18 protein-coding genes and 1 pseudogene are annotated in these 21,316 nt (G+C 74.7%); 9 read left to right on the top strand and 10 right to left on the bottom strand.

The genetic code is table 11. The features are described from left to right. Window positions 1–39 precede the first annotated feature (39 nt). A complete protein-coding gene (gene gndA / locus VGH76_RS23225; protein WP_331559105.1) occupies window positions 40–1,479 on the top strand; it encodes an NADP-dependent phosphogluconate dehydrogenase in 1,440 nt (479 codons plus the stop codon). A 70-nt stretch (window positions 1,480–1,549) separates the two neighbouring features. Here gndA and VGH76_RS23220 read toward each other — a convergent pair whose 3' ends face one another. Beyond that, on the bottom strand, window positions 1,550–2,257 hold the full coding sequence (locus VGH76_RS23220) for a hypothetical protein (protein WP_331559104.1): 708 nt from the start codon (window positions 2,255–2,257) through the stop codon (window positions 1,550–1,552). A 125-nt stretch (window positions 2,258–2,382) separates the two neighbouring features. Between VGH76_RS23220 and VGH76_RS23215 the strand changes: the two genes are divergently transcribed. Then, on the top strand, window positions 2,383–3,291 hold the full coding sequence (locus VGH76_RS23215) for a cation diffusion facilitator family transporter (RefSeq protein WP_331559103.1): 909 nt from the start codon (window positions 2,383–2,385) through the stop codon (window positions 3,289–3,291). Then, window positions 3,288–3,872, top strand: coding sequence for a hypothetical protein (locus VGH76_RS23210; protein WP_331559102.1), 585 nt, complete (start codon window positions 3,288–3,290; stop codon window positions 3,870–3,872). Before VGH76_RS23215 ends, VGH76_RS23210 begins: the two co-directional genes overlap by 4 nt. Before the next feature lie 4 nt (window positions 3,873–3,876). Here VGH76_RS23210 and typA read toward each other — a convergent pair whose 3' ends face one another. Both typA and VGH76_RS23200 read right to left on the bottom strand, forming a co-directional pair. Beyond that, window positions 3,877–5,799, bottom strand: coding sequence for a translational GTPase TypA (typA, locus tag VGH76_RS23205; RefSeq protein WP_331559101.1), 1,923 nt, complete (start codon window positions 5,797–5,799; stop codon window positions 3,877–3,879). 98 nt (window positions 5,800–5,897) lie between these two features. Further along, window positions 5,898–6,881, bottom strand: coding sequence for an FAD-binding oxidoreductase (locus tag VGH76_RS23200; protein ID WP_331559100.1), 984 nt, complete (start codon window positions 6,879–6,881; stop codon window positions 5,898–5,900). Window positions 6,882–6,917: 36 nt separating this feature from the next. On the opposite strand from VGH76_RS23200, the gene VGH76_RS23195 reads away from it, so the two are divergent. Next, window positions 6,918–7,160, top strand: a complete 243-nt coding sequence (locus tag VGH76_RS23195; RefSeq protein ID WP_331559099.1) for a hypothetical protein — start codon at window positions 6,918–6,920, stop codon at window positions 7,158–7,160. Window positions 7,161–7,328: 168 nt separating this feature from the next. On the opposite strand, the gene VGH76_RS23190 is transcribed toward VGH76_RS23195, so the two are convergent. Further along, window positions 7,329–8,201: an SCO6745 family protein gene (locus tag VGH76_RS23190; protein WP_331559098.1), complete on the bottom strand. Its 873-nt coding sequence runs from the start codon at window positions 8,199–8,201 to the stop codon at window positions 7,329–7,331. 49 nt (window positions 8,202–8,250) lie between these two features. Between VGH76_RS23190 and VGH76_RS23185 the strand changes: the two genes are divergently transcribed. Then, window positions 8,251–9,114, top strand: a complete 864-nt coding sequence (locus VGH76_RS23185; RefSeq protein WP_331559097.1) for an esterase/lipase family protein — start codon at window positions 8,251–8,253, stop codon at window positions 9,112–9,114. Between the two features lie 26 nt (window positions 9,115–9,140). Here VGH76_RS23185 and VGH76_RS23180 read toward each other — a convergent pair whose 3' ends face one another. Further along, window positions 9,141–9,590, bottom strand: coding sequence for a hypothetical protein (locus VGH76_RS23180; protein WP_331559096.1), 450 nt, complete (start codon window positions 9,588–9,590; stop codon window positions 9,141–9,143). Window positions 9,591–9,670: 80 nt separating this feature from the next. Here VGH76_RS23180 and VGH76_RS23175 point away from each other — a divergent pair, with 80 nt between their 5' ends. Both VGH76_RS23175 and VGH76_RS23170 read left to right on the top strand, forming a co-directional pair. Next, window positions 9,671–10,132 (top strand): MarR family winged helix-turn-helix transcriptional regulator, encoded by a 462-nt coding sequence (locus tag VGH76_RS23175; protein ID WP_331559095.1) that lies wholly within the window; start codon window positions 9,671–9,673, stop codon window positions 10,130–10,132. Further along, window positions 10,129–11,886 carry a chloride channel protein gene (locus tag VGH76_RS23170; protein WP_331559094.1) on the top strand — a complete coding sequence of 586 codons (1,758 nt, stop codon included), beginning with the start codon at window positions 10,129–10,131 and terminating at the stop codon, window positions 11,884–11,886. Before VGH76_RS23175 ends, VGH76_RS23170 begins: the two co-directional genes overlap by 4 nt. On the opposite strand, the gene VGH76_RS23165 is transcribed toward VGH76_RS23170, so the two are convergent. The 5 genes from VGH76_RS23165 to VGH76_RS23145 form a co-directional block, all read right to left on the bottom strand. Next, complete coding sequence (locus VGH76_RS23165) at window positions 11,832–12,722, bottom strand: Dyp-type peroxidase (protein WP_331559093.1); 891 nt, start codon at window positions 12,720–12,722, stop codon at window positions 11,832–11,834. The two genes, VGH76_RS23170 and VGH76_RS23165, sit on opposite strands and share 55 nt — an antisense overlap. A gap of 9 nt (window positions 12,723–12,731) precedes the next feature. Continuing rightward, entirely contained in the window at window positions 12,732–13,745 is a 1,014-nt protein-coding gene (locus VGH76_RS23160; RefSeq protein WP_331559092.1) for an ABC transporter permease, read from the bottom strand. Continuing rightward, complete coding sequence (locus VGH76_RS23155; RefSeq protein WP_331559091.1) at window positions 13,742–14,806, bottom strand: ABC transporter ATP-binding protein; 1,065 nt, start codon at window positions 14,804–14,806, stop codon at window positions 13,742–13,744. Before VGH76_RS23155 ends, VGH76_RS23160 begins: the two co-directional genes overlap by 4 nt. Continuing rightward, entirely contained in the window at window positions 14,803–16,014 is a 1,212-nt protein-coding gene (locus tag VGH76_RS23150) for a hypothetical protein (protein WP_331559090.1), read from the bottom strand. The genes VGH76_RS23155 and VGH76_RS23150 overlap by 4 nt, the downstream gene beginning before the upstream one ends. Before the next feature lie 106 nt (window positions 16,015–16,120). Then, window positions 16,121–17,137 carry a TerC/Alx family metal homeostasis membrane protein gene (locus VGH76_RS23145; RefSeq protein WP_331559089.1) on the bottom strand — a complete coding sequence of 339 codons (1,017 nt, stop codon included), beginning with the start codon at window positions 17,135–17,137 and terminating at the stop codon, window positions 16,121–16,123. A gap of 299 nt (window positions 17,138–17,436) precedes the next feature. Between VGH76_RS23145 and VGH76_RS23140 the strand changes: the two are divergent. Together VGH76_RS23140 and VGH76_RS23135 are read left to right on the top strand one after the other, a co-directional pair. Continuing rightward, a pseudogene (locus VGH76_RS23140) lies at window positions 17,437–20,376 on the top strand (alpha/beta fold hydrolase). Then, window positions 20,373–21,233: an ABC transporter permease gene (locus tag VGH76_RS23135; protein WP_331559087.1), complete on the top strand. Its 861-nt coding sequence runs from the start codon at window positions 20,373–20,375 to the stop codon at window positions 21,231–21,233. Before VGH76_RS23140 ends, VGH76_RS23135 begins: the two are co-directional and overlap by 4 nt. Window positions 21,234–21,316 lie beyond the last annotated feature (83 nt).

The raw sequence follows: 21,316 nt of genomic DNA, 5'->3' as shown, positions 1-21,316 counted from the left end.
CGAGCGTGTGCTCCCTCCGATGTCGGGCATGCTGTGCGCGTGAGTCAGACAGCGGAGATCGGCGTCAGCGGCCTCGCGACGATGGGTCGGAACCTCGCACGCAACCTCGCGCGCCACGGCCACGCCGTCGCGCTGCACAACCGGTCGGAGAAGCGCACGAAGGACCTCGTCGACCAGTTCTCCGACGAGGGCACGTTCGTGCCCGGCTATTCCGCCGAGGAGTTCGTGCGCTCGCTGGAGCGTCCACGGCGCATCGTGCTGATGGTCCCGGCCGGGAAGGCCACCGACGCCGTCATCGACGAGTTCACCCCGCTCCTCGAGCAGGGTGACGTGATCATCGACGCCGGCAACGCCCACTTCGCCGACACCCGTCGTCGGGAGAAGGCACTGCGCGACCAGGGGCTCAACTTCGTCGGCATGGGCGTCTCGGGCGGCGAGGAGGGCGCCCTCAACGGGCCCTCGATCATGCCCGGCGGCCCCGACGAGGCCTACGCATCCCTCGGCCCGCTGCTCGAGGACATCTCGGCCCACGTCGACGGCGCCCCGTGCTGCACCCACATCGGCGCCGACGGCGCGGGCCACTTCGTCAAGATGGTCCACAACGGCATCGAGTACGCCGACATGCAGCTCATCGCCGAGGCCTACGACCTGCTGCGCTCCGGGCTCGGCATGGACCCGGCGGGCATCGCCGACGTCTTCACGACGTGGAACCAGGGCCGCCTGGACTCCTACCTCATCGAGATCACCTCGCAGGTGCTCGCCCACAACGACGCCGCCACGGGCAAGCCGTTCGTCGACGTCGTGGCCGACGAGGCCGAGCAGAAGGGCACCGGCCGCTGGACCGTCCAGGCGGCGCTCGACCTCGGCGTCCCCGTCACGGGCATCGCCGAGGCGACCTTCGCCCGCTCGCTCTCGGGCAACCGCACGCTGCGCGACGCCGCCCGCGGCCTGCCCGGGGTATCGCGCGCCAGGCTCGAGGGCGCGGCCGCCGAGGGCTTCGTCGAGGACATCGAGCAGGCGCTCTACGCGTCGAAGATCGTCGCCTACGCGCAGGGGTTCAACGAGATCCAGGCCGGCGCGACCGAGTACGACTGGTCGATCGACCTCGGCCAGGTCGCGAAGATCTGGCGGGGCGGCTGTATCATCCGCGCCAAGTTCCTCAACGAGATCACCACGGCCTACCAGCGCGAGCCGGGCCTGACGACGCTGCTGACCGACCCGACGTTCTCCGAGGCCATCGGTGGGGCGCAGGACTCGTGGCGGCGGGTCGTCGCGTCGTCGGCGCAGCTGGGAATCCCGACGCCGGGCTTCTCCTCGGCGCTGTCCTACTACGACGGGATCCGCGCCGAGCGTCTGCCCGCCGCCCTGGTCCAGGGGCAGCGCGACTTCTTCGGCGCGCACACCTACCGGCGCACCGACAAGGCCGGCACCTTCCACACCGCGTGGGCGACGGCGGACCGGGCGGAGTCGGAAGCGTAGGTGCGCTGCGCGCTCGTGAGCACTTTCCGGGGTCATAGCCCCGGAAAGTGCTCACAGGGCCGGAGGCCACCTATCGGGGCACCCCACCCACCGCGTCCACCACGGCGTCCCACCGGGTCCGCCGACCCTCGGGGAACCGCGCCCGCGCGCGCACGTCCTTGCTCGACCCTTCCCGGTAGCGCCGCTTGGCCCACGGCGAGCCCGGCTTGGCGAGCCGGATCGCCCCCACCATCGCGAACGGCAGGAGGACCACGCCGAGCACCGCGAAGATCGGCTTGCCCTTGAAGGCGCACACCGCCGCGAACGCCAACGTGATCACCGCTGCGGCGATCACCATGGGGGCGTTGTCCTCGCTCGCGGCGCCGAACGGGTTCGCGCCCAGCACGAGCAGCGCGCCGACCGCGGCCACCACGAGCACCGCGTCGACGGAGAGCCGGCCCCGGTCGGACCAGTAGACGTCCTCGAGGTGCAGCCACAGCGCGAACTCGTCGAGGGTCAGCGCCGCCCCGGCGCCGAAGGCGACGGCGAGGACGACCTGCCACGCCCCCTCGGGCCGGTAGAGGAACTCGCCGGCGCCCGCGACCAGCATGAGCACGATGCCGTGCACGAGGTGGTGGACGTGCACGCCGCCGATCGAGGTGTCCCTGAACGGCCCCTTCCCGGAGCGGATCAGCCGGGTGATCCCACGCGTCACGAGGAAGACCACGAGGAACGACCCGAGCATCCACGCCGCGGTGATCCGCGTGTCGTCCAGGCCCAGGTCGACGCTCACGTCCATCCGAGGTGTCCTTCCTCGTCGTCGACCACCAACAGTGACCGACGCGGGCCCGCAGCGCGAGGTCGGGCCGGGTCACGGATTGATCGCTCTCGACCTGCGCCCGACGAAGCGCCACGATCACCGGTGTGCCGAACACCCAGGACACGCGGCGTGATCACCGGCTGCTGCTCGTCTCGGTGTGGGCCTCCGCCGCGTTCGCCGTGATCTCCTGCGTGTGGGGGGTGTTCTCGGGCTCGTCGATGATCGTCTTCGACGGCCTGTACTCGTTCGCCTCGATCGGGCTCTCGCTGCTCGCGGTGGCCGCGCTGCGGGTGTCCCGCCGCGGGCCCGACGACGCCCACCCCTGGGGCCGCGAGGAGTGGGAGCCCATCGTCGTCGTCGTCAAGGCCCTCGCCCTCGGGGCGCTGTCGGTCTACGCCGTCGTCGGCGGGATCACCGACCTGCTCGCCGGCGGCCGGCAGGTCGCCACCGGCTGGGCGCTCGCCTACGCGGTGGTCGCGACGGCGGGCGGCGTCGTCGTCACCCTCGTCCTGCGCCGCGGGACGGGCGGACTGGTCCGCGCCGAGACCGCCGAGTGGCAGGGCGACACGCTGCTCTCGGTCGGGGTCCTCGTCGGCTTCGTCATCGCCGCGGTGCTGGTCGCGACCGGGCGCGCCGACCTCGCCGCCTACGTCGACCCCGGCATGGTCGTGCTCGTGTCGCTGCTCTTCCTGCGGGTGCCCGCCGGGCTGGTCGCGCGCGGGATGCGGGAGCTGCTGGCGATGTCGCCGCCCGAGGAGACGCTCAGCGCGCTGCAGGCCGCCGTCGACGCCGTCAAGGACTGCTATCGGATGCGCGAAGGGCTCCTGCGGGCCTCGCAGGTCGGCTCGCGGGTCGACGTCGAGGTCGACTTCCTCGTCGACGACGGCTCGACGGTGCACACCGTCGCCGACTGCGACGAGGTCCGTGCCGACCTGCACGAGCGACTCGCGGCGCTGGGGCACGAGCGCTCCGTCGTCGTCGCCTTCACGACCGATCCGAGGTGGGCCCGATGAGCACGACCGACACCGCAACCACGACCGGTCCCCGCGAGGAGATCGTGGTGCACCTCGGGGCACCCGAGGAGCTCCTCGCGGTCGACCCGCTCGCCCCGCTGCAGGCGCCCCAGGGCGAGAAGGTGCGCGGGATGCCGGGGGTCGACGAGCTGCTCGGCGAGCTCCTCGGCCGCCCCCGCATCCGCCGGCCGCGCCGCGTGGTGCTGACGCTGCCGCTCGCCGCGCTGAGCGACGACGGCGTCCCCGCCCGCCTGGAGACGGGGCTGCGGCGCTGGTGCGCCGCCCGCACCGAGCGCGTCGAGCGGGAGAGCCGGTCGCTGTGGCGGCAGGGCCTGTGGTCGCTGCGCGGGGGCGTGGCGTTGTTCGTCGTCGGGCTGGTGCTCTCGACGAACTTCCTCGACCCCGACGTCCCGCAGTTCCTGCAGGACGTCCTCGGCAACGGCGTCTTCCTCGTCATCGCCTGGATCGGGTTGTGGTACCCGCTCGACCTGCTGTTCTTCGCCCGCTCCCCCGCCAAGCGGGAGATGCGGGCGCTGGACGTGCTGGCGACGATGCCGGTGGAGGTCCGGCCGCGGCCCTGAACCGTCAGGCGCGGCCCTGCTTGGCCCGGATGCGCTGCCGGTTGCGCAGGTGCGAGTCGAGCTCGACCTTGCGGATGCGCACCGCGCCCGGGGTGACCTCGACGCACTCGTCCTCGGAGCAGAACTCGAGGGCCTGCTCCAGGGACAGGATCCGCGGCGGGGTGAGCCGCTCGAGGACGTCCTGGCTGGACTGGCGCATGTTGGTCAGCTTCTTCTCGCGGACGATGTTGACCTCCATGTCCTCCGTGCGGGAGTTCTCCCCGATGACCATGCCCGTGTAGACGGTGGTGGTCGGCCCGACGAACAGGTCCCCGCGGTCGGCCAGCAGCCCGACGGCGTGGCCGGTCACCGCCCCGTCGCGGTCGGCGATCAGCGACCCGGACAGGCGCGCCCGCAGCTCCCCGACCCACGGCCCGTAGCCGTCGAAGAGCTGATTGGCGATCCCGGTGCCGCGGGTCTCGGTGAGGAACTCGGTGCGGAAGCCGATGAGCCCCCGCGAAGGCACCCGGTACTCCATGCGCACGTGGGTCGACGACGCGGAGTGGCTCATCTCCAGCATCTCGCCCTTGCGGGCGGCGAGGAGCTGGGTCACCGCCCCGAGGTACTCCTCGGGCACGTCGACCGAGAGCCGCTCGAACGGCTCGTGGAGCTTGCCGTCGACCGTCCTCGTGACCACCTCGGGCTTGCCGACGGTGAGCTCGAAGCCCTCGCGGCGCATCGTCTCGACGAGGACGGCCAGCGCCAGCTCGCCGCGGCCCTGGACCTCCCAGGTGTCCGGGCGCTCGGTGGGCAGCACGCGCATCGACACGTTGCCGACCAGCTCGGCGTCGAGCCGGTTCTTGAGCAGCCGCGCGGTGAGCTTGGTGCCCGGCTTCGGGTCCCGGCCCGCGAGGGGCGAGGTGTTGATCCCGATCGTCATCGAGATCGCGGGCTCGTCGACGGTGATCCGCGGGAGCGGCTGCGGGTCGTCGGGGTCGGCGAGGGTGTCGCCGATGGTGACCTCGGCGATCCCCGCGACGGCGACGATGTCGCCGGCGTCGGCGTGGTCGGCCGAGACCCGCTCGAGGCCCTCGGTGCGCAGCAGCTCGGTGACCTTGACGCGGGTGACGCTGCCGTCCTCGCGGCACCACCCGACCTGCTGGCCGCGCCGGATCCGCCCGGAGCGCACCCGGCACAGCGCGATGCGGCCGAGGTAGGCCGACGCGTCCAGGTTCGTGACGTGGGCCTGCAGCGGGCCGTCCGGGTCGTCGGCCGGGGCCGGGACCTCGGAGAGCAGCAGCTCGAACAGCGGGTCGAGGTTGTCCGAGTCGGGCACGGTGCCGTCGGCGGGGCGCTCCAGCGAGGCCTTGCCGGCCCGCGCCGAGGCGTAGACGACCGGCAGCTCGAGCAACTGCGTCACGACGTCGTCGTCCATCTCGAGGTCGGTGGCGAGCTCGAGCAGCAGGTCGAGCGACTCGTCGACGACCTCGGCGCAACGGGCGTCGGCCCGGTCGGTCTTGTTGACCGCGAGGATCACCGGCAGGCGCGCGGCGAGCGCCTTGCGCAGCACGAACCGGGTCTGCGGCAGCGGGCCCTCGGACGCGTCGACGAGCAGGACGACACCGTCGACCATCGACAGCCCGCGCTCCACCTCGCCCCCGAAGTCGGCGTGGCCGGGGGTGTCGATGATGTTGAAGGTGACGTCCCCGCGGCGCACGGCCGTGTTCTTCGCGAGGATCGTGATGCCCTTCTCGCGCTCGAGGTCGCCGGAGTCCATGACCCGGTCGACGGGCTCGGTGCGCGCGGAGAAGGCTCCCGACTGACGGAGCATGGCGTCGACGAGGGTGGTCTTGCCGTGGTCGACGTGGGCGACGATCGCGATGTTGCGCAGGTCCGTGCGCAGGGTGCGATCGGCGGACCCGGGCCGCTCGGGTGCGGTCGTGGTCACGTGGAGGGTGCTTCCTGCCGAGGGAGTGGTCCCCTCCAGGTTACCGACCGTGATCCGCGCCCCGTGCCGGAGGCGTCCCCCGCCTCGCGTTCGACCGCTCACATCTCCACGGCGTCGGCCAGCTGTTCACCGAGCAGCGGTGCGAACTTCGCGAGGTTCTCGCCCCACAGCACGTACACGTTCCCGACGCGGGCGGTGTGCACGCTCCCCGGATCCTTCTGCTGGCTGCCGCCGCCCGCCATCGCGGTGCACGCCAGCTCCCCGACCGGCTCCGGGTCCAGCTCGGGCAGCCTCTGGGCGACGTGGGCGGTGACGGCGTCGTGGGACCGGCGCCGGACCTCGTCGAACGGGTGGTCGGTGGTGGTGAGCTCGTCGGGCAGGTGGCCGCCGATCGCCCAGGCCCCCTCGGGGGTGCGGTGCTGGTAGGTCGACGCGAGGTCGGGGCCGGGGGTGCCGTCGAGGTGGGTCGGCGGCGTCGACGCGGCGGTGGTGCGCAACCGGAACGAGAAGCGCACGTGGTGGCAGAGCCGGTGCGGGACGTCGACCCCGAGGGGCGCGACGAGCTCGGCGGTGCCGGCGCCGGCCGCCACGACGACGGCGTCGCCGATCATCTCGTCGAGGTCGACGACGCGGCCCGGGCGCAGGTGCGACCGCAGGGCCTCGGTGAGCATGCGGCCCGCACCGGCGAGGTCGAGGGCGCCGCCGCCCGGGTCGACGAGCACCGGGCCGTCCGCCTTCCCGAGCAGCGCGGCCGGGGGGTCGCCGAGGGTGTGCTCGGCCCCCGCGGCGGCCATCGCCTCGGCCCACTGCGGAGCGCGGGGCCCGGACACGACGGTGCCCTCGGTCCCCACGAGCGGTCGGCCGGCGCGCTGCGACCACCGCTCCCAGAGGCTGCGGGCCCGGCTCGCCGCCTCCACCAGGGCGGGGTCGGCGTGCGCGAGCCGGAACACGCGGGAGGACCCCACGCTGCGGGCGCCCATCGGCCGATCGGCCTCGAGGACCGTGACGGTGTGGCCGCGGCGGACGAGGGCGTCCGCCGCCGCGAGCCCGACGATCCCGGCGCCGACGACGGTGACCTTCATGGACCCTCCCTGAGTCGGAGTTCAGGGTGCACCCCGATGTCGGGGGCCGGCAGCGCGAGCAGGCTCGACGTCATGAAGATCGTGGTGTGGGTCCTGGTCGGTATCGGTGCGCTCGTGGTGCTGGGCGGGATCGTGCTCCCGCTCGTGCACTGGCTGCTCGGCGCCCTCGGCTGGCTGATCGCGGGCGCTCTCGTGATCGGCGGCGGCATCTGGCTCGCCAAGCGAGCCGGGTCGCGCGGGGAGGTGGGGTCCTCCGACGAGGCGCAGCGCCTCCGGTGAGCGAGTGGGTGGGCCTGGCGCCGGGTGATCAGGGAGTCACTGCACGCCGCACGGAGATCCGTTCGACTGTGCAGTGACTCCCCGGCGTCAATCGCATGTGCACGCTTCCATGATCAACGGCCTACGGACGCGCGACCTCTGCGCGACGAGCACCGTCGCCGCGGGAGCTCAGCGCGAGGCCGGCGTCCGAGTCGACCCCGACGCGAACACGCCGTCCGGGAAGGCGCCCGCCGCGAGGATCGTGCGGGTCAGGCCCGCGACCAGCTCCGCGAGCTCGTCCGTGTCGTCGCCCAGCGAGGCGTAGGGCGCCGTCGAGAGGCGCGAGGTCTCGGTCTCGATGCCCTCCCGGAAGGCCGCGCCCTCCTCGGTGAGCCCGCCGTCCCCGGTCACGAGCCCCCGCTCGCGGAGCGCGGCCGAAGCCTCGCCCCACTGCTCGGCCGACCAGCCCCTGGTCGCCTGGGCGAACTCGACGAGGAACCCGCGCCCGGTCGCCGTGTGCAGGACCAGGGCCTCGAGCCCGGTGAGCCCGGCGCCGAGCAGCGCGTGCAGGTGAGCGTCCCCGCGGTACTCGCGCAGCAGCGTGGCCGCGTGCCAGAGCGCCAGGTGCGGCTCGTCGGGCCAGGGCAGGTCGGCGTGGGCGGCGTAGAGCGCCCGGTCCTCGGGCCGGCACGCCTCGGTCGCCCGGCGGGCCAGGACCGAGGTGCGCTCGCACTCCCGGGACGACACCGCGCTCCCCAACAGCCGGCGCAGCGCCCCGTCGGCGGCGCGCAGCCGCGCGTTGAGCACGTCGGCGGGTGACGCCGTGGCCCACACCCCGGGCACGAAGCGGGCGATCAGCCCGGGGTTGAAGTTGTAGTAGGTGGCCGCGACGACGCCCGGCCCGACCGCCCCCATCGCCGCCGAGCGCTGCGCGAAGTACTGCGCGCGGGGGTGGGTGATCCCGAGCTCGCCGAGCTCGGATCCCACCTCGGGCGCGAAGTAGATCATCGAGTGCAGGGGCTCGAGGCGGCGGGCGAGGCGGGACACAACAGCGGGCTCCACGCCGCGCACGCTAACGCCTCCCCGAGCCCGCGGCGGGCACACTGGGGGTGTGACCCGCCGGCTCGCCTGGCCCGACCGCGCCCCGCTCGGCGGCCTCGCCCCCCGCCGTCGGCTCTTCGTGCTCGTCGTGACCGCGGTCGTGCTGGCGGTCGCGGCGCTCGTGGCGGTCTCGGTGGGCCGCGAGTACGCGGTGCCCCCGAAGGCCGACCCCGCCGTCATGGGCCCCGTCGTCCTCGTCCCCGGCTTCGGCGGGAACACCGCGGCGCTGCAGGCGCTCGCGCTGCGGCTGCGGGTGATCGGGCGCCCCGCCGTCGTCGTCTCCCTCCCCGACGGCGGGACCGGGGACTTCTCCGGGCAGGCGGCCGCCATCGACCACACCGTGCGCGACCTCATCCGCCACGACGGCGCCCGCAGCGTCGACCTCGTCGGGTACTCCGCGGGCGGGGTCGCGTCCTGGCTGTACCTGCAGACCGGGACGACCGCCCCGGCGATCCGGCGGCTGGTCACGATGGGCTCGCCGCTGCAGGGCGCCGACATCGCCGCGGCCGGTGGGGCGCTGGTGCCCGGTGCGTGCCCCCGGGCCTGCCAGCAGCTCGCGCCGGGCAGCGCCCTGCTCACCCGGCTCGACGCCGGCCCACGCCCGGACATCCCGTGGCTGTCGCTCTGGACCGACCAGGACGACGTCGTCACCCCGCCCGACTCCGCCGCGCTGCCCGGCGTGCGCTCGATCCGGCTCCAGTCGGTCTGCGGCGGCATCCTGATCAACCACGGCCAGCTCCCGACGGCGGGTCTCACCGACGGGCTCGCCCTGCGCGCGCTGGGGACGAAGCCGCTCCCGGTCCCGGTGCCGGGCGACTGCTCGAAGCTGCAGGCCGAGGGCGTCGGGCGGCCGGTGCTCACCGGGACCTCTTAGCTTCGCTTGTGCGTGCGTTTCCGTGTTCAGGCACGGAAACGCACGCATAAGGCGGAGCCCACCGTGCGGGCCCCCGCGCCGATCACGGTGAAGACGCGGTCGAACGCGCGGCCGAACGCGAGGAAGTGCACGCCGACGACGAACGCCGTCCACGCGATGACGTACTGCGGATGGCCGGTCCGGCCCAGCAGCACGTTCCCGACGACGAGCGCCACGACCTCGGCCACGACGATCAGTCGGTAGGCCCGGCTCGCGAACATCGAGCCGCCCTGTCCGTCTCCGGACCGGGCCCGTGTCGCCAGCACTACGGCGGCCGCCGCGACGGCGAGTCCCAGCAGGATGCCGACCACGGAGAGGACCACCCGACCGCCCCCGTCGAGCCCGCCGCCTCCCCACACCACCCACAGCCCGGCGAAGAGCCCCGCGATCGCCGCCCCGACCAGCGCCTGCCTCGGCGGTGGTCCCCCGGTGTCCACCCGTCGAGTATCGCGCGATCTCCGTGGCCCGGGCCACGTCTTGCAGACTGCAACCCTTGCTCGCCGCAAGGATCGAGGTGATGAACGACGACGACGCGGTCGAGGCGCTCATGACGGCGACGCGGGTCCTGGTGGGCGTCGCCAGCCACGCGATGGAGGGGCTGGGCGGACAGGTGTCGCTCCCGGCCTTCCGGTTGCTCCTCGTGCTCGACGAGCTTGGGCCCTCCCCGGGAGGCGTCGTGGCCGCACGGCTGGGCACGGCCGCCTCCTCGGTCACCCGGCTCGGCGACCAGCTCGAGGCCTCCGGGCACCTCGCCCGGCGTCGGGACCCGGCCAACCGCAGCGTGGTCGTGCTGGAGCCGACCGCCGCCGGCACCGAGGTGGTCCGCACCGTGCTCCGACGACGCCGCGAGGCGCTGCGGGAGGTCGTCGGGCGGGTCCCACCGGACGAGCGACCGACCCTCATCGCCGCCCTGCACGCCCTGCGCGAGGCGGCCGGCTCCGACTTCGGCGCCGGCCCCGTGGAGCTGACCGCCCTGTGAGCATCACCGCGGCCACGCCTGCTCCCCGCCGCCGGCCGAGCCCGCTGGGCGACTTCACCCTCACCCCGCGCGTGCTCGTGATCGTCGCCTGGGCGGTCCCCGTCGGCGCGCTCGGCGCGGGCGCGGCCTGGGTCCTGCTGCGCCTCATCGGGCTGATCACCCACCTCGTCTTCGCCGGGACGCTCTCCACCGACACGGTCAACCCCGGCACCCTCGGCGCGCCGTGGTGGGTGGTGCTGGGCGCCCCGGTGGCCGGCGGGCTCGTCGTCGGGGTCATGGCCCGGTACGGCTCCGAGAAGATCCGCGGGCACGGCATGCCCGAGGCCATCGAGGCGATCCTGTTCCGGCGCGCCGTCGTCGAGCCGAAGGTCGCCGTCCTCAAGCCGACGTCGGCCGCGGTCAGCATCGGCACCGGCGGCCCGTTCGGCGCCGAGGGCCCGATCATCATGACCGGCGGCGCGCTGGGCTCGGTGCTCGCGCAGCGGCTGCACGTCACCGACGACGAGCGCCGGGCGCTGATGGTCGCCGGCTCGGCGGCGGGGATGGCGGCCACGTTCAACGCCCCGCTCGCCTCGGTGCTGCTCGCCGTGGAGCTGCTGCTCTTCGAGTGGCGCCCACGCAGCTTCCTGCCGGTGGTGACCGCCGCCGTCGTCGCGACCCTGCTCCGGGGGCCGATCCTCGGGACGGGCCCGCTGTTCGGGGTCGACGTGTCGTCCTGGCACGTCGGGCCCACCGCCGACGTGCTGTGCCTGCTCGCCGGCGCGCTGGGCGGTCTGCTCGCGGTCGCCGTCACGGCGCTCGTGTACGCCTCCGAGGACGCCTTCGGTCGTCTCGGCGGGCGGCTCCACTGGATGTGGTGGCCGGCGATCGGCGGGCTGGTCATCGGGCTCGGCGGGCTGGTGGTGCCGCGGGCGCTGGGGGTCGGCTACGACGTCATCGGCGACCTGCTCACCGGCCGCTCGGCGCTCTCGCTCGTCGTCGGGATCCTCGTCGTGAAGAGCCTGATCTGGGGGGTGTCGCTGGGCTCGGGCACCTCGGGCGGGGTGCTCGCGCCGACGTTCATGATCGGCGCGGCGCTCGGCGCGCTCGAGGGCTTCGTCCTGCCGAGCGCGGGGCCGGGGTTCTGGGCGGTCGTCGGGCTCGCCGCGACCGTCGGCGGCGTGATGCGCTCCCCGCTCACCGGGGTGGTGTTCACCCTCGAGCTCACCCACGCCTGGCCGGCGCTGCTGCCGTTGCTGATCGCGTCGGCCGCCGCGTACGGGGTGTCGGTGCTGCTCCTCGGGCGCTCGGTGCTCACCGAGAAGATCGCGCGCCGGGGCGGGCACCTGTCGCGGGAGTACGGCGTCGACCCGCTGGAGACGGCGTTCGTCGACGAGGTGATGGATCCCGCGCCCGTCGTCGTCCACGTCGGTGAACCCCTCCCGGAGCTGCCCGGACCGACGGCGGCGCGGGTCGCCCAGCGCCTCTTCCCGGTGCTCGACGACGGGGTGCTGGTCGGTGTGGTCGGTCGCGGCGCGCTGCGGCGGGACCCCGCCGGCTGGGCCGAGCACGTGCACGCGGACCCCGTCGTCGTCGGGCCCGACGACACCCTCGTCGTGGTGCGCGACCGGCTCGCCGCGGCCGGCGTCACCGCGGCTCCGGTCGTCGAGGACGGCCGGCCGCTCGGCGTCGTCAGCGTCGAGGATCTCCTCGACCGGCGTCAGTCGGCGGCGGGCGCGAGCCGGGCGAGAGCGTCCGCGGGCGGCACGACGTAGTAGGAGCCGGTGAGCGCCCGGGTGTAGCGGGTCAGGGCGTCGCGGGGACCGTCCTTGCCGGCCATCGCGTCGAGCATCTCCGCCAGCGGCCCCTGCTCGGCGCAGAACCCGACGAACATCGTCCCGTGCGAGGCGGTGTCGCCCCAGGCGGTGTTGCGCCGGAAGACGTGGCCGTAGGTGTCCTGGTCGGTGCGGGCCGCATGGGCGTCGTCGGGCTTGGGGTCGAGCTCGATGCTGTCGGGCTTGGTCCGCCCGATGACGTTCTCCTGCGTCTCGCGGTCCAGCGCGTACCACTGCGCGCTGTCGTGCACCCACTTCTGCAGCAGCAGCACCGAGCCGCCGGCGCCCGGCTGCCCGTCCGGGACGGTGACCACGGAGACGGCCTGGGCCGCGGGCGGGTTCTCGGTGCCGTCCTCGAAGCCGGTGAGGTCGCGGTCGTGGTGGTGCGACCAGCCGACGGTCTCGTCGGCGAGGGTGGCGACGCCCGCGAGGGCGGACACGGCGTGGGTGCTGGCGTCGAAGACGATCGAGCGGCCGCCGCCGGTCACCCAGAGCCCGAGGTCGTGCTGGGTGGCGGGCATCGTGAAGCCGTCCGGCCCGACGACGGCGTCGTCGTAGCCGTGCACCTCGGGGGCCTGGTCGGGCACCACGGCGGCCCACAGCTCGGGGCGTACCCCGACGACGATGCCGGTGGCGCCGGTCGTCTTCACCGTGGCCGCGAGCGCGGCGACGGCACCGACGAGCGCGGCGTCGGTGGCACCCGCGACCCGGTCGAACTCGAGGTAGGCGTGCGATGAGGTGCCGAGGGCGAGGATGCCGGACTGCGCGACGGCCACCGCGGCAGCCTAGGTGCCGACGTCCTTCGTCGTGAAGTTCGCCCAGGCCGCGACCATGAGCACGACGACGTAGGCGAGCTGCACGAGCACTCCGGAGCGGATGTCGCGCAGGAAGATCGGGTCGCGGAAGAAGTCGATCCACGCGAGCCAGTAGCGCGTCGGCAGGTACGGCGTCACCGAGGCGGCGGCGTCGAGGGTGACCAGCACCTGCGAGGTGATCAGGGCGGCCAGCGCCCCGAGCGTCGCGCCCAGCGAGGACGCGGTCACCGTCGAGAGGAACAGCGCGATCGCACCGACGCCGAGCATCGAGATCGTGATGTAGCCCATCGCGCCGAGCAACCGCAGCGCGAGGTCGCCGGGCGAGAGCGGGGCCCCCGACAGCGAGGAGACCGAGTCCTGGGCGCGGTCGCGGGCCTCGGTGGGGTCGCTGGTGGTCGTCGAGCCCGTGCCGGGGGTGCCGGCCGCGGGCGGTGACGCCCCCGGGGCCGCCGGCGCGGCCGCGGCGGGGCCGTTCGCGGACGACCCCGACGAGCCCTGGTCGCCGCCGCCTCCCCCGCCGGGGCCGGCGACCTGCGGGATGGCGTTGACCACCGCCACCGGGTCGCCCGCCCCGAACAGCGCCACCCCGACGACGTACGACGAGCCCGCCACCGCCGCTACCGTGACCACCACGAAGACGATCACCGAGACGAGCTTGGCGCCCAGCAGCGCGGTCCGGCGCACCGGGCGCACGAGCAGGTAGCGCAGCGTCCCGGCCGTCGACTCGCCCGCCACCGCGTCCCCCCCGACCACGGCGACCGCGACCGGCAGGAAGATCGGCAGCACCAGCGCCAGCGCCGCCGCCGGGTAGAGCGACCCGGACTGCAGCACCGCGGACAGGAACGCCGCGCCCTGTCCGGGCGGCGGCGCGATCCGGGTGGACGCGAGGAACCCCGCGACGACCGCGGGCAGCAGGCAGAGCAGCCCGATCGTCACCCAGGTGCGCGGGCGCCCGAAGAGCTTGCGGAGCTCGACGGCGATCACCGGCGGCTCCCGGTCTTCCCGGCCGCCGCGCTGTCGTTGCCCGGCCCGGTCAGCTCGACGACGACGTCCTCCAGGCTCACCCGCTCGGGCTCCAGCGCGTCGAGCCGGACGTCGTGGGTGACGAGGTGGCGGGCCAGCCCGCGGGGGCCGTCCCCGTCGGCGGGGACGACGACGAGCCCGCCGTCGTCGGTGCGGTCCACGACGGCCCGCCCGAGCACCGCGAGGGCACGGTCGACGTCGGGGGTGGTGACGACGATCCGGCCGGTCGCGCGGCGCACGGCCTCCAGCGGCTCCTCGAGCACCAGCCGGCCGTGGTCGACCACCCCGACCCGGGTGCAGAACGCCTCGATCTCGGTGAGCAGGTGACTGGAGAGGAAGACCGTCGTGCCGGCCTCGTTCAGCTCGACGAGCAGCTCGCGGATCTCGCGGATGCCGTGCGGGTCGAGGCCGTTGGTGGGCTCGTCGAGGACGAGCAGCTCCGGCCGGGTGAGCAGCGCCCCCGCGAGGCCGAGCCGCTGGCGCATCCCCAGCGAGTAGGTGCGCACCGGGCGGCGGTCGATGCCGCCGAGCCCGACCCGCTCGAGGGCCTCCCCCACCCGCGTCCGCCGCCCGGAGCGCCCGCCGGGGCCGGAGGCGTCGAGCAGGTCGAGGTTGGCCCGCCCGGAGACGTGGCCGTACGCGGCCGGGCCCTCGACCATCGCGCCGATCGCGGGCAGCACCTCGTGGACCTCACGGGGCACCTCGTGGCCGAGCACGCGGATCTCGCCGCGGGTGGCGAAGACGAGCCCGAGCAGCATCCGCACCAGCGTCGTCTTGCCCGAGCCGTTGGGGCCGAGGAAGCCGTAGCGGTCGCCGCGCGCGACGTGCAGGTCGACGTCGTCGACGGCGGTCCGCGACCCGAACCGCTTGGTCAGCCCGTGGGTCTCGATGACCAGCGGGGTCTCGGTCGCGGGGGCGCCGACCGGTCCGGCGACCCGGCGGGGGCCGCGCTGGGCGGGCAGCGGCTGGACGACACCGGACTCGGTGCCCGCGTCGGCCGCGGCCTCGCGGTTGGCGCTCACGTGGCCCTCCCGGCGAGGTCGGTGACGGCGCGGTCGAGCACGGTGTCGGGGACGAGCCCGCCGACCGCCCAGGCCCGGCCGCCGACGCGGAGGACGGCGAGCTGCAGCAGCGGGGACACCAGGGCCCCGGCCTGGGCGCTGGTGGCCCGGCCGAAGCCCGCCGGCGGGGCCTGCACGGGGACCGTCCGGCCCGCCGAGCCGGCGCGGCCGATGTTGGAGAGCAGGGAGGTCGCGAGGTCCGGCGGCAGCGGCACCACGACGAGCTGGGCCAGCGAGGTTCCGTACTGCCCGATCGCGGAGAAACGGCGCTCCGGCGGTTCCCGGTCGATGCCGTCGACCCGGTCCGGGACGCTGGCGGGACTGCCGCGGCCGAGGATGCCGAACAGGTCGGAGGTCGGGCTGCGGGTGACCCCCGCCCCTGGCCCGGCGTGCGGTACGAACAGCGACGGGTCCGGGGTCTGCTGGTCCAGCTCCTGCATCGTGCTGACGACGACGGGTCCGGCGGCCAGGCGCCCGGCCGCGTCCTTGGTGCGGACCTCGACGGCCACGGGCAGCCCGCTCTGCGGGTCGGCCCACACGTCCAGGGCGCCGACGCTGGTCCGCGGGTTGGCGACGGTCTCCCGGAACCCGGCGGCGTCGACCCCGGCGAGCCGGCGCGCGGGCAGCGGGGTCAGCGCGTCGGTCGGCGCGGCCCCGGAGAGCAGCCGACGGGCCAGCTGCGGCGGCGGCAGGTCGTCGGGGCGGGGCAGGCGCACCGTCGGGTCGCGGCGCACGTAGGTGAGCAGCTGGGCGCCGTAGTCCCACACCGCCTGGCCGGTCGGGGTGGCGTAGCGGCTGCGCTCCCCGGTCGGGTAGAGCTGGTCGACCCGGCTGGTGTTCGGGGCCGCGTACCAGACCCGCAGGCGCGAGGTGCCCGAGAGCAGCGTCGTGACGTCGGAGAACTGGGCGACGTCGGGCAGGTTCAGCCCGCCGGAGGCCTCGGCGTAACCGCTCCAGGGGACGTCGGCGGAGGCGGTGACGCGGTCGCGCAGCTGCGCCGGGGTGAGGGCGGGCGCGGGGTCGGCGGGCAGTGCGGAGACGATCGCGGGGATCGCGATCACCAGCACCAGCACGGCCGCGGCGACCGCCCACCGGCGCCGGCGCACGGCGGTGATCGACGCCCGCCCCTCGGGCGGGGCCGACGGGGGCCGGTCGAGGACTGCTGCCACCCGCGCTCCGTTCGTGCTGCTCGGCCCGCCTGCCCGGGACCTCCCCCGACGAGGGTGCCAGCGCGGGCGCGGGACCGCCGTGAGCGCGCCGTGTGGCAGCGCGGACTCAGACGGGAGCGCCGCCCCGCAGACGTGTGCGCAGCAGGCTCGCGACGGCGGTGACGACGAGCACACCGACGATGACCCCGAGGGAGAGCTCGATGCCGATGAGCGGGACGGGCACCGACCGGCCGGCGTTGACGAACGGCACCGTGTTCGTGTGCAGGGCCTCGAGGACGAGCTTCACGCCGATGAAGCCCAGGATCACCGCCAGGCCGTACTGCAGGTAGACCAGCCGGGAGAGCAGCCCGTCGAGCAGGAAGTACAGCTGGCGCAGGCCCAGCAGGGCGAAGGCGTTCGCGGTGAACACGATGTAGGCGTCCTTGGTGAGCCCGAGGATCGCGGGGATGGAGTCGAGCGCGAAGAACAGGTCGGTGAGCCCGAGCGCGAGCATCACCATGAGCATCGGGGTCACCATCCGCCGCCCGTGCTCGACGACGGTGAGCCGCTCCCCGCGGAAGTCGTCGGTCACCGGCAGCACCCGCCGCACGGCCCGGACCAGGACGTTCTCGCGGTACTCGGCGTCGTCGTCGCCGCGCAGGACGCGCCACGCGGTCAGCAGCAGGAACGCGCCGAAGACGTAGAACACCCAGGAGAAGCGGGCCACCACCGCGGCGCCGGCGAGGATGAACCCGCCGCGCATCACGAGCGCCACGAGGATGCCGACCAGCAGCACCCGGTGCTGGGACGCCCGCGGCACCGCGAACGCCGTCATGATCAGCAGGAAGACGAAGAGGTTGTCGACCGAGAGCGAGTACTCGGTGACGTAGCCCGCGATGAACGCGGTCGCCGCGTGCCGCCCGTCGAGCACCATCAGCCCCGCCGCGAAGAGCACCGCGAGCCCGACGTAGATCGCCACCCCGCGCCACGCGTCGCGCATCGTGACCTCTCGGGGGCGCCGCCCCGTCCAGAGATCGACCGCGAAGATCGCGAGCAGGCCGACGAGGGTGAGGACCCACACCCAGAGCGGCTCACCGCCGGACGTCGGGAGCGCGGGCGGGGGGCCGGGTAGGGGCGGGGGCACGGGGGGCGCTGTGGGGAGCACGAGACGCACTTCTCCTCCGGTGGGTGGCTCTCTTCCACACCGGAGGTCTCTCCCGGCGCCCCGACCCGGGCTCGGGTCGGCGGCGTCTGGACGCCCCGGACATCTTTCCGCTGTCGTGCTGACGAGGCGCCCGCAGGCCGTCTGGGGATACTCCCCTCCGTCACGGAGCATGGCACAGCGCGCACAGGGGTTCACTCCGGGTGTCACATCCCACGCCCAGCGTGGCCACCACGGTGCTCCGCACGCCGAGCACACCGCGCCGACCTAGGGTTTCGCGGGTGACGCGCCCCCGTGCCCTCGCGGCCGCCGTGGTGCCGGTCCTCGTGACGCTACTGCTGGCGCTCGGGGTGCCGGTCGCTCCGGCGGCGACCGCGCAGGGCGCGACGTCGCCGGGGACCCGCGAGCAGGCGCTGAGGATCGCGGTGCGCGACGGACCGGGCCGCACCCAGCCGCAGTCCCTCGACGCGACCCTCTACCTGCCGGCCCGCACGCCGGCCCCCGCGGTGCTGCTCGCTCACGGCTTCGGGCAGACCAAGGACTCGGTGGCCGACGAGGCCCGCTCGCTGGCCGCCCGCGGGTACGTGGTGCTGGCGTGGTCGGCCACGGGGTTCGGGGCGAGCACCGGGCAGATCGCGCTCGACGACCCGAACCACGAGGTCGCCGACGCCTCGCAGCTCGTCGACTGGCTCGCCACCCGCCCCGAGGTCCGCCTCGACGGGCCCGGCGACCCGCGGGTCGGCGTCACGGGCGGGTCCTACGGCGGGGCGCTCTCGCTGTTGCTCGCGGCCTACGACCACCGCGTCGACGCGACCGTCCCGCTCATCACCTGGAACGACCTCGGCCAGGCGCTCTTCCCGAACGACGGGTCCGCGGCGCCGGTGACCTCCGGGACGCCCGCGCCGGGAGCCGATGGGGCCGACGGCGTGTTCAAGCGGTCGTGGGCGTCGCTGTTCTTCGGGATCGGGCAGCGCTCGCCGGGGTCGTCCGGGCCGGCGGCTCCGGACGTGTGCGGCCGCTTCGCCCCCGAGGTGTGCGCGGGCTACGTCGAGGCGGTGCGCACCGGGCGCGAGCCGCCGGCGCTCGCCGCCTACCTCGCCCGCGTCTCTCCCGCCTCGGTCGCCTCCCGGATCACCGCCCCGACGCTGCTGGTGCAGGGCGAGAACGACACCCTCTTCGGACTCGACCAGGCCGACGCGACGGCCCGCCAGATCGCCGCCGGGGGCGGCACCGTCGCCGTCGCGTGGTTCAACGGCGGGCACGACGGCGGGTCCCCGGACCAGCGCACGAACGCGCGCATCTCCGGGTGGCTCGACCACTACCTGCAAGGCGTCGGGTCAGCCCCGCCGACCGCGTTCACCTACGTGCTGCCCTCCGGGGTGCGCAGCCGCGCGACACCCACCCAGCGGCTGGTGACGGTGCCCGCCTACCCGGGGCTGCCCGGTGCCGCCCCCGGGCCGCGGGAGTCGCTGGCGCTCGCCGGCGGCGCGCAGACCGTCGTCTCCCCGGCCGGCGGGGTGCCGGGGTCGATCTCGAGCATCCCGGGGCTGACGGCGCTGGCCGGCGGCACGACGAGCGGGGCATCCGGTTCCGGGGGTTCCGGCGGCTCCGGGTCGTCGGGCTCGGCCGGCGGAACGTCGGCCCTGCTCGGCCGTCTCGCTTCCGACCTGCCCGGTCAGGCCGCCACGTTCACCACCGACCCGCTGGCCGCGCGCACCGTCGTCTCGGGCTCCCCGCAGGTGCGGGTGACGGTCGCGGCACCCCCGGCCGCGGCGCGACCCGGCGTCACGAGCCCCGCGACCTCGCCGGTCCTGTTCGGCAAGGTCTACGACGTCGCGCCGGGCCAGAACGGTGCGCCGCCGACCCGCGTGCTGCTGGGCTCGGCCGTCGCGCCGGTGCGCCTGCCCGTGCTGCCCGCCGACGGGTCCGCCGTCCCGGTGACGGTGACGCTGCCCGGCGTCGTCGCCACCGTGCAGGCCGGCCACCGGCTCGAGGTGGCGCTCGCGACCACCGACCAGGGCTTCGCCTCCCCGCCCGACCCGGCCGTCTACCGCGTCGACCTGGACCGCTCGGTGCCCGCGGTCCTCTCCGTCCCCGAGGTCACGGGCACCGAGACCGGCGGGACGAGCGTGCCGCTCGGACCCGTCGTCGCGATCGGTCTGCTGCTGGTCGGCGTGGTGGTCGCGGTGCTCGTCGGGCGGGTGGTGGCCGCCCACCGTCGTCGTCGGGACCTCGAACCCGGCGGCGACCTCGCCGTCGACGCGGACCTCGTCGACGTCCCGCTGGTGGTGTCCGACCTCGGGAAGACCTATCGGAACGGGTTCGTGGCGGTGCGCGACGTCGGGTTCCGCGTGGAGCGGGGGCAGGTCCTCGGGCTGCTCGGCCCGAACGGTGCGGGGAAGACGACGACGCTGCGGATGCTCATGGGCCTGGTGCGCCCGACCGCCGGTGAGCTGCGGGTGTTCGGGGTGCGGGTGGTGCCGGGGGCTCCGGTGCTGGAGCGGGTCGGGTCGTTCGTGGAGGGACCTGGGTTCCTGCCGCACCTGTCGGGGCGCTCGAACCTGGAGCTCTACTGGGCCGCGACCGGGCGGCCGCTGCCCGAGGCCCGCTTGGACTAGGCCCTGGAGATCGCCGGGCTGGGGACGGCGATCGACCGGGTCGTCAAGACGTACTCACATGGCATGCGGCAGCGCCTCGCGATCGCCCAGGCGATGCTCGGGCTGCCCGACCTGCTCGTGCTCGACGAGCCCACCAACGGGCTCGACCCGCCGCAGATCCACGCGATGCGCGACGTGCTGCGCCGGTACGCCGGCGAGAGCCCGGAGGGTGGTCGCCGTCGGACGGTGCTGGTGTCCAGTCACCTGCTCGCGGAGGTCGAGCAGACGTGCAGCCACGTCGTCGTCATGCACCGCGGCGAGGTGGTGGCCACCGGGGAGGTCGCCGAGCTGGTCGCGGGCGGGCAGCTCGCGATCACGGTGCCGGCGAGCGAGCGGGACCGCGCGGTCGCGATCGTCGCGGCCGGCGAGCACGCGGCCGAGGCGGACCGGGAGCGCGACGACGTCGTCGTGGTCGACGTGGGCCGCGAGGCCGGACCGACCGAGCACGCGGCGGTGGTGCGGACGCTGGTGGACGCCGGGATCGACGTCGTCGGGGTCGGGCCGCGGCGCCGGCTAGAGGACGCGTTCCTGGCGCTGATCGGGGAGGAAGGGGGCCCGTCGTGAGTCTGCAGGAGCACCGGTTGGGGCCGCGGCCGTCGTCGGCGGGCTCGACGCTGCCGGTGCGGGTCGAGCTGCTGCGCCAGCTGCGGCGACGGCGTACCCAGGTGACGCTCGGGCTCGCCGTCGTGCTGCCGTTCATCCTCTGGATCGCGTTCTCGGTGGGGCGGTCGTCGCCGCCGGGGCAGGCCGGGGTGTCGCTCACCGACCTGGCGCAGACCTCGGGCCCGAACTTCACCGCGTTCGCGCTGTTCTCCTCGGCGAGCTTCCTGTTCGTGGTGCTCGTGGCGCTGTTCTTCGGCGACACCGTGGCGAGCGAGGCGTCGTGGTCCTCGCTGCGCTACCTGCTCGCGATCCCGGTGCCGCGGGTGCGGCTGCTGCGCCAGAAGGTGGTCGTCGCCGGGATCCTGTCGGTGGCGGCGCTCGTCGTGCTCCCGCTGGTCTCGCTCGCGCTGGGGACGCTGGTCTACGGCGACGGGCCGTACAACTCGCCGAGCGGGGAGACGCTGCCGTACGGCACCGCGGTGCTGCGGCTGCTGCTCTGCGTGGTGTACCTGGCGCTGTACCTGGCGTGGGTCGCGGGCGTCTCGACGCTGCTCTCGGTGTCGACGGACGCGCCGCTCGGGGCGGTCGGCGGGGCGGTGCTGATCTCGATCCTGTCGCAGATCCTCGACTCCATCGACGCGCTCGGCTCGATCCGCGATGCGCTGCCCACGCACTACGCGTTCGCCTGGTCGGACCTGCTCACAGCGGACGTGGACGCGACCGACGTCGTCCGCGGGGTCCTCGCGGGCCTGGTGTGGGCGACGGCGTTCGGGGCGACGGCGGTGTGGTGGTTCCGGCGGAAGGACATCACGTCCTAGCGATCCTTGGTCGCTAGAGCTTTGGCATGTGGGCAAGGGTCAGGCGGCGGCCGACGGTAGCCGTGCATCGGCCACTCGGGCGC

This window comes from Actinomycetospora sp., from assembly GCF_036497585.1.
Classification (GTDB): Bacteria; Actinomycetota; Actinomycetes; order Mycobacteriales; family Pseudonocardiaceae; genus Actinomycetospora.
Note: the sequence above shows the minus strand (reverse complement) of the source record. Positions and strands in the feature narration are given on the sequence as shown.

Bases quoted from the DNA above. Each gene is read 5' to 3' on its own strand.
- VGH76_RS23220 (WP_331559104.1), bottom strand. From the start codon at position 2,257: ATGGACGTGAGCGTCGACCTGGGCCTGGACGACACGCGGATCACCGCG.
- VGH76_RS23210 (WP_331559102.1), top strand. From the start codon at position 3,288: ATGAGCACGACCGACACCGCAACCACGACCGGTCCCCGCGAGGAGATC.
- VGH76_RS23200 (WP_331559100.1), bottom strand. From the start codon at position 6,881: ATGAAGGTCACCGTCGTCGGCGCCGGGATCGTCGGGCTCGCGGCGGCG.
- VGH76_RS23195 (WP_331559099.1), top strand. From the start codon at position 6,918: ATGTCGGGGGCCGGCAGCGCGAGCAGGCTCGACGTCATGAAGATCGTG.
- VGH76_RS23175 (WP_331559095.1), top strand. From the start codon at position 9,671: ATGAACGACGACGACGCGGTCGAGGCGCTCATGACGGCGACGCGGGTC.